The organism is Mesorhizobium sp. B3-1-9, assembly GCF_006439595.1.
GTDB lineage: Bacteria > Pseudomonadota > Alphaproteobacteria > Rhizobiales > Rhizobiaceae > Mesorhizobium.
This window is the reverse complement of the sequence record NZ_VFTJ01000007.1, coordinates 99,884-113,612: the sequence shown is the minus strand read 5'-3', so window position 1 is coordinate 113,612 and position 13,729 is coordinate 99,884. Positions and strand designations below refer to the sequence as shown.

11 protein-coding genes are annotated in these 13,729 nt (G+C 63.3%); 5 read left to right on the top strand and 6 right to left on the bottom strand.

Annotation, left to right across the window (positions count from 1 at the left end):
• Positions 1-41: 41 nt before the first annotated feature.
• The 4 genes from gmd to FJW07_RS14995 form a co-directional block, all read right to left on the bottom strand.
• Entirely contained in the window at positions 42-1,025 is a 984-nt protein-coding gene (gene gmd, locus FJW07_RS15010) for a GDP-mannose 4,6-dehydratase (protein WP_140857266.1), read from the bottom strand.
• Positions 1,026-1,110: 85 nt separating this feature from the next.
• The gene (locus tag FJW07_RS15005; RefSeq protein WP_140657112.1) at positions 1,111-2,523 is read right to left on the bottom strand and encodes a mannose-1-phosphate guanylyltransferase/mannose-6-phosphate isomerase; all 1,413 of its coding nucleotides are present in this window, start codon (positions 2,521-2,523) and stop codon (positions 1,111-1,113) included.
• Positions 2,520-3,947: a phosphomannomutase gene (locus FJW07_RS15000; RefSeq protein WP_140857264.1), complete on the bottom strand. Its 1,428-nt coding sequence runs from the start codon at positions 3,945-3,947 to the stop codon at positions 2,520-2,522. The genes FJW07_RS15005 and FJW07_RS15000 overlap by 4 nt, the downstream gene beginning before the upstream one ends.
• A 91-nt stretch (positions 3,948-4,038) precedes the next feature.
• Positions 4,039-4,383 carry a VOC family protein gene (locus tag FJW07_RS14995; protein ID WP_140857263.1) on the bottom strand — a complete coding sequence of 115 codons (345 nt, stop codon included), beginning with the start codon at positions 4,381-4,383 and terminating at the stop codon, positions 4,039-4,041.
• Positions 4,384-4,599: 216 nt separating this feature from the next.
• Between FJW07_RS14995 and ppdK the strand changes: the two genes are divergently transcribed.
• The 4 genes from ppdK (at position 4,600) to FJW07_RS14975 (ending at position 10,858) form a co-directional block, all read left to right on the top strand.
• A complete protein-coding gene (ppdK, locus tag FJW07_RS14990) occupies positions 4,600-7,287 on the top strand; it encodes a pyruvate, phosphate dikinase (RefSeq protein ID WP_140857261.1) in 2,688 nt (895 codons plus the stop codon).
• Between the two features lie 226 nt (positions 7,288-7,513).
• Positions 7,514-8,617 (top strand): glycosyltransferase family 9 protein, encoded by a 1,104-nt coding sequence (locus FJW07_RS14985; RefSeq protein ID WP_140857259.1) that lies wholly within the window; start codon positions 7,514-7,516, stop codon positions 8,615-8,617.
• A gap of 197 nt (positions 8,618-8,814) precedes the next feature.
• Entirely contained in the window at positions 8,815-9,975 is a 1,161-nt protein-coding gene (locus FJW07_RS14980) for a glycosyltransferase family 9 protein (RefSeq protein WP_140857257.1), read from the top strand.
• 136 nt (positions 9,976-10,111) lie between these two features.
• Positions 10,112-10,858, top strand: coding sequence for a polysaccharide deacetylase family protein (locus tag FJW07_RS14975; RefSeq protein WP_140657102.1), 747 nt, complete (start codon positions 10,112-10,114; stop codon positions 10,856-10,858).
• A 191-nt stretch (positions 10,859-11,049) separates the two neighbouring features.
• On the opposite strand, the gene FJW07_RS14970 is transcribed toward FJW07_RS14975, so the two are convergent.
• On the bottom strand, positions 11,050-11,439 hold the full coding sequence (locus FJW07_RS14970; RefSeq protein WP_140857255.1) for a DUF427 domain-containing protein: 390 nt from the start codon (positions 11,437-11,439) through the stop codon (positions 11,050-11,052).
• A 106-nt stretch (positions 11,440-11,545) separates the two neighbouring features.
• Positions 11,546-11,902 (bottom strand): hypothetical protein, encoded by a 357-nt coding sequence (locus tag FJW07_RS14965; protein ID WP_140643350.1) that lies wholly within the window; start codon positions 11,900-11,902, stop codon positions 11,546-11,548.
• Between the two features lie 190 nt (positions 11,903-12,092).
• Between FJW07_RS14965 and FJW07_RS14960 the strand changes: the two genes are divergently transcribed.
• Positions 12,093-13,721, top strand: a complete 1,629-nt coding sequence (locus FJW07_RS14960; RefSeq protein ID WP_140857253.1) for a fatty-acid--CoA ligase — start codon at positions 12,093-12,095, stop codon at positions 13,719-13,721.
• The last annotated feature ends 8 nt before the right edge of the window (positions 13,722-13,729 follow it).

Below are 13,729 nucleotides of genomic sequence, written 5' to 3'. Positions count from 1 at the left end.
TCCGGACGGAAAACCGTTTCAGACTTTTCCTTGAACCTGCTCTAGGTGCGACGGGCGGAATGACGCACGAGATCGGCGTCCACCATTTCGCGGATCATCTCTTCCAGGGAGATCGTCGCTTCCCATCCGAGCTTCGCCTTGGCCTTGCCAGGATTGCCGAGCAGGATTTCGACTTCCGCCGGCCTGAACAAGTCGGGATCGATCACAAGATGGTCATCCATCTTCAGCCCCACATGCTCGAAGGCGATACGGCACATGTCGCGAACCGTCGTCGTCCTGCCCGTGGCTACCACATAGTCGTCGGGCTGGTCCTGCTGCAGCATCAGCCACATGGCGCGGACATAGTCTTTCGAATGGCCCCAGTCGCGCTTGGCGTCGATGTTGCCCAGGCGCAGTTCCTTTGCCAGGCCCTTCTTGATGCGCGCGACGGCGTCCGTGACCTTGCGGGTCACGAATTCGATGCCCCGAAGCGGCGATTCGTGGTTGAACAGGATGCCGCTCGAAGCGTGCAGGCCGAAGCTCTCGCGATAATTGATCGTGATCCAGTGACCGTAGAGCTTCGCCACCGCATAGGGGGAGCGGGGATGGAAAGGCGTCGTCTCCGACTGCATCGGCTCCTGGATAAGGCCGTACATCTCTGACGACGAAGCCTGATAGAAGCGCGCTTCGGGGATTTCGAGGCGCAGCGCCTCGAGCACATTGGTGACGCCGATGCCGGTGACGTTGCCCGTCAGTATCGGCTGCTGCCACGAGGATTTGACGAAGGATTGTGCGGCAAGGTTGTAGACCTCGTCCGGCCTTATGTCGCGCATGGTTCGGGCAAGGCCCGACAGGTCCGTCAGGTTGCCGTCCACGATCCGCACGTCTTTCTCGATGCCCAGCCATTTCAGGCGTGTGGTGTTGACGTCCGCCGTGCTCGAACGCCGCGCAAGTCCGTGGACCTCATAGCCCTTCGCGAGCAGGAGCTCAGCCAGATAGGCGCCGTCCTGCCCGGTAATGCCGGTTATCAATGCTGTCTTTGTCATCAATGCTCTCAGTATGTTTTGGTGATTCTCTCCCAAGCCCTGTTGCGTCGCGGCCCGCCCCAGCCCTGCGGGCACCAATGAATCGCTATGCGCGACCGTATACGTCGTCGAAGCGCACTATGTCATCCTCGCCAAGATAATCGCCGCTCTGAACTTCGATGATCACCAGATCGATCTTGCCCGGATTTTCCAGCCGGTGCTTGTGGCCGCAAGGGATGTAGGTCGACTGGTTCGTCGCCAGGAACAGTTCCTGATCGCCGTTGACCACTTTCGCCGAGCCGCTGACCACGACCCAATGCTCCGAACGATGGTTGTGCATCTGCAGGCTTAGGCGCCGTCCGGGCTTCACTTCGATGCGCTTGATCTTGAACCGGTCGCCTTCCTCCAGAACCGTGTAGGTACCCCATGGCCGGTGCACCGTCGAGTGCAGCAGGTGCGCCTCATGTCCTGAAGCCTTGAGTCCTTCGAACAGTTTCTTGACATCCTGGACGCGGTCGCGGGATGCCACCAGCAATGCGTCCGGGGAATCCACGATGACCAGATCGTTCACGCCGACAGTGCCGATGACGCGCTTGTCCGAGCTGATGTAGCTGCCGGCCGTGTCCACCGTGTGGACATCCCCCCGTATCCTGTTCCCGCGATCGTCCGCCGGGGTCAGTTCCGCCATGGCGTTCCACGATCCGATGTCGTTCCACTCCATCTCGCAGGGAACCACCGCAAGATTGCGCGTCTTCTCCATTACCGCGTGATCGAGAGAGATGCGGGGCGCAAGCGCGAAATGCTCGGACGAAAGTTCGATCTTGTCGGACTGCCCGTTGTTGAATTGTCCCTGCTCATAGCTCGCGGCAACCGCCTTGAGGACGGCAGGGCAGTGTGCGGCCATAGCATCGAGCATGGTTTGCGCCTTGAAGCAGAAGATGCCGGCGTTCCAGAAAAAACTCCCTGACGCTAGGTAGGTCTTAGCCGTGTCGAGGTCCGGTTTCTCTACGAAACGGATGACCTTCTCGCCGTCGGCCTCGATATAGCCGAAGGCGGTGTCTGGACGGCTTGGCCATATGCCAAGCGTGGCGATCAGCCCTTGCCGCGCATGCTCGATGGCCCGGCCCATGACATTTGTAAATGCGGGCAGGTCGCCGATCATGTGGTCCGCCGGGAAGACGCACAAAATTGCGTCCGGACCCTGCGTTGTATTGGCGTGAACAACAGCCGCAGCAACCGCGGCGGCCGTGTCACGCGCTTCCGGCTCAAGAAGGAAAGTATGCGGCGGTATTGCCGGAGAAAGTTCGTCGAAATCGTCTTTTGTCAAGAAAAGATGATCCCTTGACGTTACCGCGACAAGCTCCGCGACATCCTTCAGCGAAGCGGCACGCAGCACGGTGTGCTGAATCAGCGAGTGCCCATCCGCAACCTTGAGAAAAGGCTTTGGATGCGACTGCCGCGACGCCGGCCAGAGCCGCGATCCGGCGCCGCCGCTGATGATGACGGGGACCACTTTCATTCGATAGCCTCTCGCTCGTCTGACACTGTGGCGTCCCGCGCCCGTTCCAGCGCCATTGCCACAATTTCGGTCGCCCTGTCATGGCTGGCGGCCTCGGCATAGCAACGAAATTCGGGGGCGTTGCCGGAAGGCCGCAGATGGATGATCTCGCCGCTGCTCATCCGTGCCCTGAGGCCGTCGGTCTCATCGACGTCCGTGACGGTGCCGAAGGGGGCAAGGAATTGCCGCAACGCATCGCGGTCGGCGAGCTTGCGCATCAAGCCGCGCGATGCCTCGACAGGGAAGTTCTCGAGCCGCTCGCTGGCACAGACCGGAAGGTTCCAACTTTCGCGCAGGCCCGACAGCGATTTGCCGGTCGATGCCGCCGTGCCCAGGACAGCCAGGATGGGCAAGAACGAATCCCGCGTCGGCAGCGCGGACAAAGTCCTGCCGTTCACCAGGCAGTCCGACCCCAGAAGAACCCCGCCATTGGCTTCGAAGCCGACGACGGTGCCGCGGGCCGATTGCGCACCCTCCATGCCCGCTATGACGAAAGGGGACCCGACCTTCGTTCTCCTGACGCTGAACCCGAAAGCCTCGGAGATGCCTGAATTGGAGGTGACCGGCGTCACCACGATGTCGGCCTTGAGGAACAGCGCCGTCGCCAGCCCGATCAGGTCGCCGCGGAACAACTCGCCACTGTCGTCAATGATGAGAGGGCGATCGGCATCGGCATCGGCCGAGAGCACGGCGTCGAATTTGAATTCGCGCACCCAGGCTTTCATCTTCGCCATCGTTTCCGGGCTGACGGCCTCGGTATCGACCGGCACGAACGTTTCCGCTTTGCCTACGGGGATCACATCGGCGCCGTAGGATCGCAGAACCTCGACCAGCAGCGCCGCCGCAACGGTGCTGTGCTGGTAGACGCCGAGCCTCATTCCGGAAAGGGCGCCAGGAGGGAGAATGCCGCCGACCCGGTCTCGGAAGGCCACGTGCGCCTGTTCGTGGGCGGACTGCCACTCGGCGGGAGCCGGCGGCCACGGATACTGGTCCGACAGTTCAGCGACATGATGGGTGATCGCTGCCTCGTCCGCCTTGTCGATCTCGCCCTTCGGCCCGTAGAACTTGATGCCGTTGCGGTCGGCGGGAATATGCGAGCCGGTCACCATCAGCGCCGCGGCGCCGTGCAGGCGGGCATAAAAGGCAAGCGCGGGTGTGGGGATGGGGCCGCAATCGACCGGCTGGAAGCCGGCTGCGGCCAGGGCCGCCATGCAGTCCTCTGCAATTGCCGGACTGCTGTCGCGCAGATCGCGTCCGACGAAGACCTTGCCTTGCTGAAACCCGGTCGACCGCAAGCGCCGGGCGAAACCCTCGCTATAAAGCCCGCTTGGCCTCCCAACCAATTCGGAAGCCAAACCCCGAACGCCGCTTGAGCCGAATTTCATCAGTCTGCTTTTGCCGTTGGAAGATCGCCGCTACTTATTGGAGTGAGCAAGACTGTCAACAGCAAAAGATACCTTGAAATCCGCGTCTTTCCTAATATCCCCATACAGCCAGTTCGTTGCCGGCCGGATCTGTGAAATGAAACCGTCTACCGCCGGGAAAGGCGAAAATTGGCTTGATGATGGTGCCGCCGGCACTCTCGACAGCGTCCAACGCTTCCTCGAGGTTTTCGCAGTAGATGACCGGAAGCGGCTTGGCCGGCGCTTCGCCGGCATCTGCCTGGAAGCCGCCGTCGAGTCCTTCGGCAAAGGCGGCATAGGTCGGGCCGTAGTCGGTGAACGACCACGAAAAGGCGGCGCTGTAGAAGGACTTGACGCTGTCCAGCTTGCCGCCTGTCGCCGGCAGTTCGAGATAGTCGAGTTTTCCGTTGAGTTTCATCACGCTACTCCACTATGTTCCCTTTATGTTCTATATCGCGCCGCCCCCTCCCGCAAGTCTTTTTGACGCAGTTTTTGCTTAATCGATTGTAGTTGCGATGCCCGCTGGGCCGGTGCCTTGCCTTTCGCACTGCAGCATCCTATCGCTCGGGTCGGGGAAGGCGGGGAACCGGGCAATCATCCGGATGTTCTATCTTCCACGAACTGGAGGGCAAGCATGACCAAGTGGGTTTACACCTTCGGCGACGGCGTTGCCGAAGGCCGTGCCGGCGACCGCAACCTTCTCGGTGGCAAGGGTGCCAATCTGGCCGAGATGTGCAGCCTCGGGCTGCCGGTGCCGCCCGGTTTCACCATCACCACCGAAGTCTGCAACGCCTATTACGCCAACGGCCGCACCTATCCCGACGCACTCGAGGCGGACGTCGTCTCCGCTCTCGATCATCTCGGCCGCATCACTGGCCGCCGCTTCGGCGACCCGTCGAAGCTGCTCCTGGTTTCCGTGCGCTCCGGCGCCCGGGCCTCCATGCCAGGCATGATGGATACGGTGCTCAATCTCGGCCTCAACGACGAGACGGTCGAGGCCCTGGCCGCCGATTCCGGTGATGCGCGTTTTGCCTATGACAGCTACCGCCGCTTCATCCAGATGTATTCCGACGTCGTGATGGGCCTGGACCACGAAGTGTTCGAGGAAATCCTCGAGGACGAGAAGGCGAGCCTCGGTCACGAGCTCGACACCGGGCTCTCGGCCCAGGAGTGGCAAGGCGTGATCGGCCTCTACAAGGCCAAGGTAGAGGAAGAGCTCGGCAAGCCGTTCCCGCAGGATCCGCGGGAGCAGCTCTGGGGCGCGATCGGCGCAGTGTTCTCGAGCTGGATGAACAACCGTGCCATCACCTACCGGCGCCTGCACGACATCCCGGAAAGCTGGGGCACGGCCGTCAACGTCCAGGCCATGGTGTTCGGCAATATGGGCGACACATCCGCGACCGGCGTCGCTTTCACCCGCAATCCCTCGACCGGCGACCGGCAGCTCTACGGCGAGTTCCTGGTCAATGCCCAGGGCGAGGACGTGGTGGCCGGCATCCGCACGCCGCAGAACATCACCGAAGCGGCGCGCATCGCCGCCGGCTCCGACAAGCCGTCGCTGCAGAAGCTGATGCCCGACGCCTTCCAGGCTTTCGTCGACATCTCCGACCGGCTGGAAAAGCATTACCGCGACATGCAGGACCTCGAATTCACCATCGAGCGCGGCAAATTGTGGATGTTGCAGACCCGCTCCGGCAAGCGCACCGCCAAGGCGGCGCTGAAGATCGCCGTCGAGATGGCCAGGGACGGGCTGATCACCAAGGAGGAGGCCGTCGCCCGCATCGATCCGGCTTCGCTCGACCAGCTGCTCCATCCGACCATCGACCCGAAGGCCGCGCGTGACGTCATCGGCATGGGCCTGCCGGCCTCGCCGGGTGCGGCCACCGGTGAGATCGTTTTTTCCTCCAGCGATGCCGAGGATGCCAAGGCGCAAGGCCGCAAGGTAATCCTGGTGCGCATCGAGACCAGCCCCGAGGACATCCACGGCATGCATGCCGCCGAAGGCATCCTCACGACGCGCGGCGGCATGACCAGCCACGCCGCAGTGGTGGCGCGCGGCATGGGCAAGCCCTGCGTGTCGGGCGCAGGCTCGCTGCGTGTCGACTACAAGGCAGGCACGCTGCTCTCGATGGGCCAGACCTTCCGCAAGGGCGACATCATCACCATCGATGGCGCCAACGGCCAGGTGCTGAAAGGGGCGGTCGCCATGCTGCAGCCGGAGCTGTCGGGCGATTTCGCCGCCATCATGGAATGGGCGGACGCGGCGCGCCGCATGAAGGTGCGCACCAATGCCGAAACGCCGCTCGACGCGCGCATGGCGCGCTCCTTCGGCGCCGAGGGCATCGGGCTGTGCCGCACCGAGCACATGTTCTTCGACGGCGACCGCATCGTCGCCATGCGCGAGATGATCCTGGCCGATACCGAGAAGGACAGGCGTGCGGCACTGGACAAGCTCCTGCCCATGCAGCGCTCGGACTTCCTCGAACTGTTCGAGATCATGGCCGGCCTGCCGGTGACGATCCGCCTGCTCGATCCGCCGTTGCACGAATTCCTGCCCAAGACCGAGGCCGAGCTCGCCGAGGTCGCCGCGGCCATGAACGTGTCGGCGGACAAGCTCAGGCAGCGCACGGAGGCGCTGCACGAATTCAACCCGATGCTCGGCCATCGCGGCTGCCGGCTCGCGGTCTCCTATCCGGAGATCGCCGAGATGCAGGCGCGCGCCATCTTCGAGGCGGCGGTCGAGGCCGGCCACAAGGCCGGCGCGCTTGTCGTGCCGGAAATCATGGTGCCACTGGTCGGCCTCGTGAGGGAGCTGGAATATGTCAAGGCGCGCATCGACGCGGTCGCGCAAAGCGTGATGCAGGAGAGCGGCACCAAGATCGATTATCTGACCGGCACGATGATCGAATTGCCGCGGGCGGCGATCCGCGCCCATGTCATCGCCGAGGCGGCCGAATTCTTCTCCTTCGGCACCAATGATCTTACGCAGACCACCTTCGGCATCTCGCGCGACGATGCGGCATCCTTCCTCGAAACATACCGGCAGAAGGGCATCATCGAGCAGGATCCGTTCGTGTCGCTCGATGTCGACGGCGTCGGCGAGTTGGTGCGGATCGCGGCCGAAAAAGGCAAGGCGACGCGGCCGGGTATCAAGCTCGGCATCTGCGGCGAGCATGGCGGCGATCCGGCCTCGATCCGTTTCTGCGAGGAGGTCGGCCTCGATTACGTCTCGTGCTCGCCCTACCGGGTGCCGATCGCCCGGCTGGCGGCCGCGCAGGCGGCCGTGGCGGCGGCGAAGGGCGCTGCAAAACGCGCTTCCTGATGCATGTCGCCCAAAAGTGCGCAGCGGTTCTGGGACAACGACATGCATCAAGATAAAGACTTGAAGCGCGCGGCCTGAATTCGTTTCAGCGCGGCGCGCTCAAGGGGCATTCGGATACCTTACGGTTTTGTATGCAATGTCACGCGAACGTGCGCGTGACGGCCCTGAATCTCGACACCGTTTCAAGCGACCTTCCGACACCGAATTTATTGGTGTCGGAAAATCCATGTTGCAGATTTCCCCATCCGCTTACCGCTCGATCCTGATCCTGCAGACCAAGTTCATCGGCGACATCGTGCTTGCCTCCGCGCTGGCGAAGAACCTGCGGCTTCAATATCCGGGCGTCCGGATCGTGTTTCTTTGCGAAGCGCATTTCGCCGGCTTCCTGACTGCCCATGGCATAGCTTCCGAGGTCGTCCCCTTCAGCCGTGCCAAGATGCGTGGCTCGCCGCTCGAGCGGGGTCGCGAGCTCTTCCGCATGGTGCGCACATTGCGGCAGCACCGTTTCGACATGACCATCGACATCACCGATTCCAAGACCTCGCGGATCATTTCCGAACTGGTCAACGCTCCGGTCAGGGTCGGCTATTTTCCGACGGAGCGGCCTTTGCGCTGGCACGAGCGTCAACCCGCCAACGTCAGGATGAAGCCCTTCGGATTTGGCAAGACGCATTATCTCTACCGCTATCTGTCTCCGTTGGAGGCGCTGGGCGTCGGTCTGCGCGTCAGGGCGCCTGCCATTCGCCCGCTGCCCTTCGAGACGACGCGCGCCCTGGCCTTGCTCGCCAGGCACCAGATCCGGCCAAACGCTTTTGTTGCGGTCCATGCCGGAGCAAGCTTCGTGGGTCGCCGGTGGCAGCCGGAGCGCTTTGCCGAGGCAATCGGCAGGATCGTCCGCGAAACCGGCCTGCGCGTGGTTCTGGTCGGCGGTCCGGACGAGAGCGAGGCGACCGACAGGATCATGGCCGCGGCCAAGACGCCAGTCCTCAACCTAGCGGGCACGCTGCGGTTGGAAACGCTGCTGGCGCTGCTCAAGGAGGCGCGGCTGTTTCTCGGCAACGAAAGCGGGCCGATGCATATGGCGGCCGCGGCCGGCACGCCGGTCGTCGGCCTGTTCGGCCTGACCAGCCCGGTTCGCTGGGCGCCGATCGGGGTGCCCAGCATTTCGTTGCGGCCATCCATGCCTTGCGACTGCGTCGGCGGCGACCTTTGCCGCCGGACCGACCCGCGTAAGGCATGCTGCGTCTGGCGCCTGGAGGTCGATCCGGTCGTCGACGCTGCGCTCGAACTGCTGGCGCGCACCGAGATGCTCCTGGAGGCCGCGGTCTGACATTCGCCGGAAAGTTGCCCGTCGGCGGCGTAGCGTCCTTTGGACCAATCCCAGGAAGGTATGAAACGTTGGGCGCGGCCCCTTCGCCTTTTCCGTGAAACGGTGGAAGGCGCTTGTCGGCGCGCGAGTCACTCTGGTCCATGATCTTGCCATCTTGTATATGAGAGCCACGTGAAACAAGCGCATGACGGCTCCACATGTCGACGTCTCAGCCCAGCTTCGTGGACTCCGATCCGTCCGGCGCCCGGACGCGGGTGTCGCAGCTTCTCTCCGGCCCTCTCCGGTCGATCCTGATCCTGCAAACGAAGCACATTGGCGATCTCGTTCTTTCCTCCGCGTTGGCGAGGAATCTGCAGCTCGAATATCCCGGCGTGCGCATCGTCTTCCTCTGCGATGGCCGCTTCGCCGGCCTCCTCACGGCCAACGACATCGCCTCGGAGGTCGTGACATTCCGCCGTTCCCATATGCGCGGCACGCCGCTGCGGCGCACGCAGGAGCTCATTCTCACGCTCCTTAAGTTACGCCGCGGCCATTTCGATATGGTCGTCGACATCACCGATACGAAGACGTCGCGATTCATCTCAGGACTGGTTGGTGCACGGGTTCGCGTCGGATATCACCCGTCAGAAAGGCCCCCGCGTTGGCTCGAGCGCCAACCTGCCAATGTCAAGGCAAAGCCGTTCGGCTATGGCGAGCAGCATTTTCTCTATCGTTATCTTTCGCCGCTGGAGGCGCTTGGCATAGAGTTGCGTGTGCGGGATCCCGACATTCGACCGCTGCCGTTCGAGACGACGAAAGCCTTGGCCCTGCTGGACAAGTTCCACCTTCGGCCGAACGCCTTCGTCGCGGTGCATGCCGGTGCAAGCTTCCCCGGGCGCCGCTGGCAGCCGGAGCGCTTTGCCGCCGCGATCGACCGGATATCGGCTGAGACAGGTCTGGACGTCGCCCTGGTCGGCAGCCCGGACGAGAACGAGGTGGTCGAAAAGATTCTGGCGGCTGCGAAGACGCCGATCGTCAATCTGGTCGGAGCGCTCCCGCTCGACACGCTGCCGGCGCTGTTCAAGCAGGCGCGGCTGTTTCTCGGCAACGACAGCGGCCCCATGCACATGGCCGCCGCGGTCGGCACTCCGGTCGTCGGCCTGTTCGGCCTGCAGAGCCCGGTCCACTGGGGACCGGTCGGCGTGCCGAGCATCGCGGTGCGCCCGGCCATGCCTTGCGATTGCATCGGCGGTGACCTGTGCGAACGGCCTGACCCCAACAAGGCGTGTTGCGCCTGGCGCCTGGAGGTCGACACGGTCGTCGATGCCGTGCTCCAGCTGCTGGCGCGAACGGAGTTGGCGCTGGAGGCCGCGGTCTAAGCGAAAGCAAATTTTCGCGACTGCTGCTTTTTGCGCTGTTTGCCGTCCCGATTTTCGCCTAGATGCGGGCTTTGTAGAGGCGAGTTTTGTTGGCGCGGCGCGGAGAATGCCCGAACGTGCCGGTTTGGAACGAATGATGGGCGTGCTTCGGAAATCCCTTTGCGCGATGGCGCTGTCGCTGTTCGCGGCGTCGGCGGGCAATGCCGCGACGCTGCTCGAGCCGACGCTGCATGTGAAGCCGCAGGGCCTCGAGGTCGGCGGCGGGCGCGTCGCGCTGACGCTCGATGCCTGCGGCGGCAAGACCGACACGAGGATACTTTCGGCGCTCGTCGACAACAGGATACCGGCGACGATCTTCGTTACTGGCATCTGGCTGAAGCGCAATGCCGAAGCCGTCGAGATCATGCGGGCGCATCCCGATCTGTTCGAACTCGAAAACCACGGCGGCCGCCACATTCCGGCGGTCGATACGCCCCAGAAGATCTACGGCATCCGCAGCGCCGGCAGCCCGGACGCCGTGCAGGCCGAGGTCGAATCCGGCGCCGCCGCGCTAGCCGGCGCAGGCGGGCCCGCGCCAAAATGGTTTCGCGGCGCAACCGCCGAATACAGCCCCTCGGCGATCGCCATGATCCGCAGGCTGGGCTTCAAGATCGCCGGCTTCTCGGTCAATGGCGACGGCGGCTCGCTGCTCGGCGCGAAGGAAACCGCGCGCCGCATCGCCGCCGCCAAGGACGGCGACGTCATCATCGCCCACATCAACCAGCCGACCCATGCGGCCGGCGAGGGCGTGGTTCAGGGGCTGCTCGCCTTGAAGCAGAAGGGCATGACCTTCGTGCGCCTCGACGATGCCGAGGGCATAGGCAACGACGGCACGACGGACTGAGTTGCCATGATATTCAGGTGAAGCCGGCCTGCGAACAGCGAGTTCCTGCGCTTCCGGCCTTCGCCAGCCGAAGCACTCATGAATGGCACGTCAGTTAAGGTTACGGCCGGCGTAGGCCGGTTCTCGGAACTCGCTTTTGTCGGCTCGGCCTGACCTGAATCTCAAGGCACCTCTGGCGGGCCAACAAAGGCTCAGCCCGGCTCAGCTTCGACCGTTACCTTGCTCGTATAGAATGCGCCGTGATTGCGGATTTCGGCCATCTCGTCGAATGGCGTCTCATAAGCCCACATTGCATTTTCGCCGACGTCGCCGGCTTCGCGGACGCTCCAGTAGCTGGCATCCCCTTTGTACGGGCAATGCGTCGAGTGCTCGGTGGCGGCCAGCTTGCTGAAATCGATGTCGTCGAACGGGATGTAGAAAGCATCCGCGTAGGGCGGCTCCGACAGCACCTTGGCCCGGGTCGACCGGCCGATGACGGTGTCGCCCGCGCGCACGATGACGCTGCCGCGATAGGGTTCGACTGTGATCGCCTTGTCCGGGTTGCGCTGGAAGCCGGGGGCGGGGTTGGCGAGCTTGTCCATGAATAATCTCCTTGGGGGAGATTTACATGTGTCGGACAAGCGCGTCGCGCAAGCCCGCGCGGTGCGAGGTGTCATCACCATTCATTGAATGTCTGTCACGCAGCCGTCAGGCGGCCGTCTTGAAGGCATCCATGAGGCTGGCATAGGCGGCGGCAATGCCCGCAACCGGATTGGTGCTTCTCGCCGCGGTTTCGACCTTCAGCGCGCCGCCGCTGGTCGGCAGCGTCAGCAGCAGGAACTGACGATTGTCGGCGTTGCCGACACAGGCCGCGGCGACATGTTCACCCTCGGTCCCGTTTTCGACGCGCATCTTGAACAGCAACGTTCCGCCGACGGCCTCCAGCGCGCCGCCGACGACTTCGGCAAATTCATCTTCGGAAACTGTTTTGGTGTCCGGCGTCAGAACGTCCAGACTTTCGGCAAGCGTGCTTTCGAGGGCCTTATCGTCGAGCTGCGCGTCCATGCGAACCACTCCATTCGCCAATCTCACCCAGCCCGTTAATGAAGCTTAACGGCGACGATGGCCGGATTATGGCGGTTTTTCAGGTTCTTCGATCCATCCACGGGCTTCTACTTATGGCGGCTGGACAAACCGCCGGTTCGTTCCACAATGCGTGAAACAAACGACGCGAATGCGCAAAGGGGAGGAACAGATGCTTGGATTGATGCAGGAATGGCCGCTGCTTTGCCACAAGCTGCTCGACCATGCCGAACGCCAGCACGGCGGCAGGGAGGTCGTGTCGCGTTCGATCGAAGGCCCAATCGTGCGCACCACCTTCGCCGAAATCCATCACCGGGCGCTCAAGGTGGCGCAGCGGCTGGAGCGTGACGGCTTCAGGCTCGGCGACCGCATCGCAACCCTTGCCTGGAACACGGCCCGCCATATCGAGGCCTGGTACGGCATCATGGGCATCGGCGCGATCTATCACACGCTCAACCCGAGGCTTTTTCCCGAGCAGATCGCCTGGATCATGAACAATGCGGAGGACAAGGCGATCTTCGTCGATTTGACCTTCGTGCCACTCCTGGAAAAGATCGCCGGCGCAATCCGGTCACTGAGAAAGGTGATCGTGCTGACCGACCGGGCGCATATGCCGCAAACGTCGCTGGCGAATGCCGTCGCCTATGAGGAATGGCTGGCCGAGGCCGATGGCGCCTTCGCCTGGAAGGCGTTCGACGAGAACACCGCCGCCGGCATGTGCTACACCTCGGGCACGACGGGCGACCCGAAGGGCGTGCTCTACAGCCACCGCTCCAATGTCCTGCACGCGATGATGGCCGCCATGCCCGACGCCATGGGCATATCCACCCGGGATGTGATCCTGCCTGTCGTGCCGATGTTCCACGCCAATGCCTGGGGTCTCGGCCAGAGCGGACCGATGATCGGCGCCAAGCTGGTGATGCCCGGCTGCAGGATGGACGGAGCCTCGATCTATGATCTGCTCGACACCGAGAAGGTGACGTTCAGCGCGGCCGTACCGACCGTCTGGATGATGCTGCTGCAATATCTGGAGGAGACCGGCAAGAAGCTGCCTCACCTGAAGAAGGTCGTCATCGGCGGCGCGTCCTGTCCGCGCGCCATCACCGCCAAGTTCCAGGACAACTACGATGTGCAGGTGGTGCATGCCTGGGGCATGACCGAGATGTCGCCGCTGGGCACGCTCTGCACCCTGAAGCCGCAATATGAGACGCTGACTGGCGAGGCGCGGCTCGATATCCAGGGCAAGCAGGGTTTTTCGCCCTTCGGCGTCGAAATGAAAGTGACCGACGACGACGACAACGCGCTGCCCTGGGACGGCAAGACCTTCGGGCATCTCAAGGTGCGCGGCCCCGCGGTGGCCCGCGCCTATTATGGCGGCGCCGGCACCGAGCAGTTCGATGCCGATGGCTGGTTCGACACCGGCGATGTCGCCCATATCGACGCCAGCGGCTACATGCAAATCACCGATCGCGCCAAGGACGTCATCAAGTCCGGCGGCGAATGGATATCGACCATCGATCTCGAGAATCTCGCCGTCGGCCATCCCGACGTGGCGGAGGCGGCGGCTATCGGCATCCCGCATTCGAAATGGGGCGAGCGGCCCTTGCTGGTCGTCGTGAGCAAGCCCGGCAGGGAGCCGAGCAAGGGCGACATCCTCACCTTCATGAGCGGCAAGGTGGCGAAGTGGTGGATGCCCGACGACGTGGCCTTCGTCGGCGAAATTCCGCACACCGCCACCGGCAAGATCCAGAAGACCAGTTTGCGCGACCAGTTCAAGGATTACCGCCTGCCGACGGATTGACCAAAAAT

Bases quoted from the DNA above. Each gene is read 5' to 3' on its own strand.
- gmd (WP_140857266.1), bottom strand. From the start codon at position 1,025: ATGACAAAGACAGCATTGATAACCGGCATTACCGGGCAGGACGGCGCC.
- FJW07_RS15005 (WP_140657112.1), bottom strand. From the start codon at position 2,523: ATGAAAGTGGTCCCCGTCATCATCAGCGGCGGCGCCGGATCGCGGCTC.
- FJW07_RS15000 (WP_140857264.1), bottom strand. From the start codon at position 3,947: ATGAAATTCGGCTCAAGCGGCGTTCGGGGTTTGGCTTCCGAATTGGTT.
- FJW07_RS14995 (WP_140857263.1), bottom strand. From the start codon at position 4,383: ATGAAACTCAACGGAAAACTCGACTATCTCGAACTGCCGGCGACAGGC.
- ppdK (WP_140857261.1), top strand. From the start codon at position 4,600: ATGACCAAGTGGGTTTACACCTTCGGCGACGGCGTTGCCGAAGGCCGT.
- FJW07_RS14985 (WP_140857259.1), top strand. From the start codon at position 7,514: ATGTTGCAGATTTCCCCATCCGCTTACCGCTCGATCCTGATCCTGCAG.
- FJW07_RS14980 (WP_140857257.1), top strand. From the start codon at position 8,815: ATGTCGACGTCTCAGCCCAGCTTCGTGGACTCCGATCCGTCCGGCGCC.
- FJW07_RS14975 (WP_140657102.1), top strand. From the start codon at position 10,112: ATGGGCGTGCTTCGGAAATCCCTTTGCGCGATGGCGCTGTCGCTGTTC.
- FJW07_RS14970 (WP_140857255.1), bottom strand. From the start codon at position 11,439: ATGGACAAGCTCGCCAACCCCGCCCCCGGCTTCCAGCGCAACCCGGAC.
- FJW07_RS14965 (WP_140643350.1), bottom strand. From the start codon at position 11,902: ATGGACGCGCAGCTCGACGATAAGGCCCTCGAAAGCACGCTTGCCGAA.
- FJW07_RS14960 (WP_140857253.1), top strand. From the start codon at position 12,093: ATGCTTGGATTGATGCAGGAATGGCCGCTGCTTTGCCACAAGCTGCTC.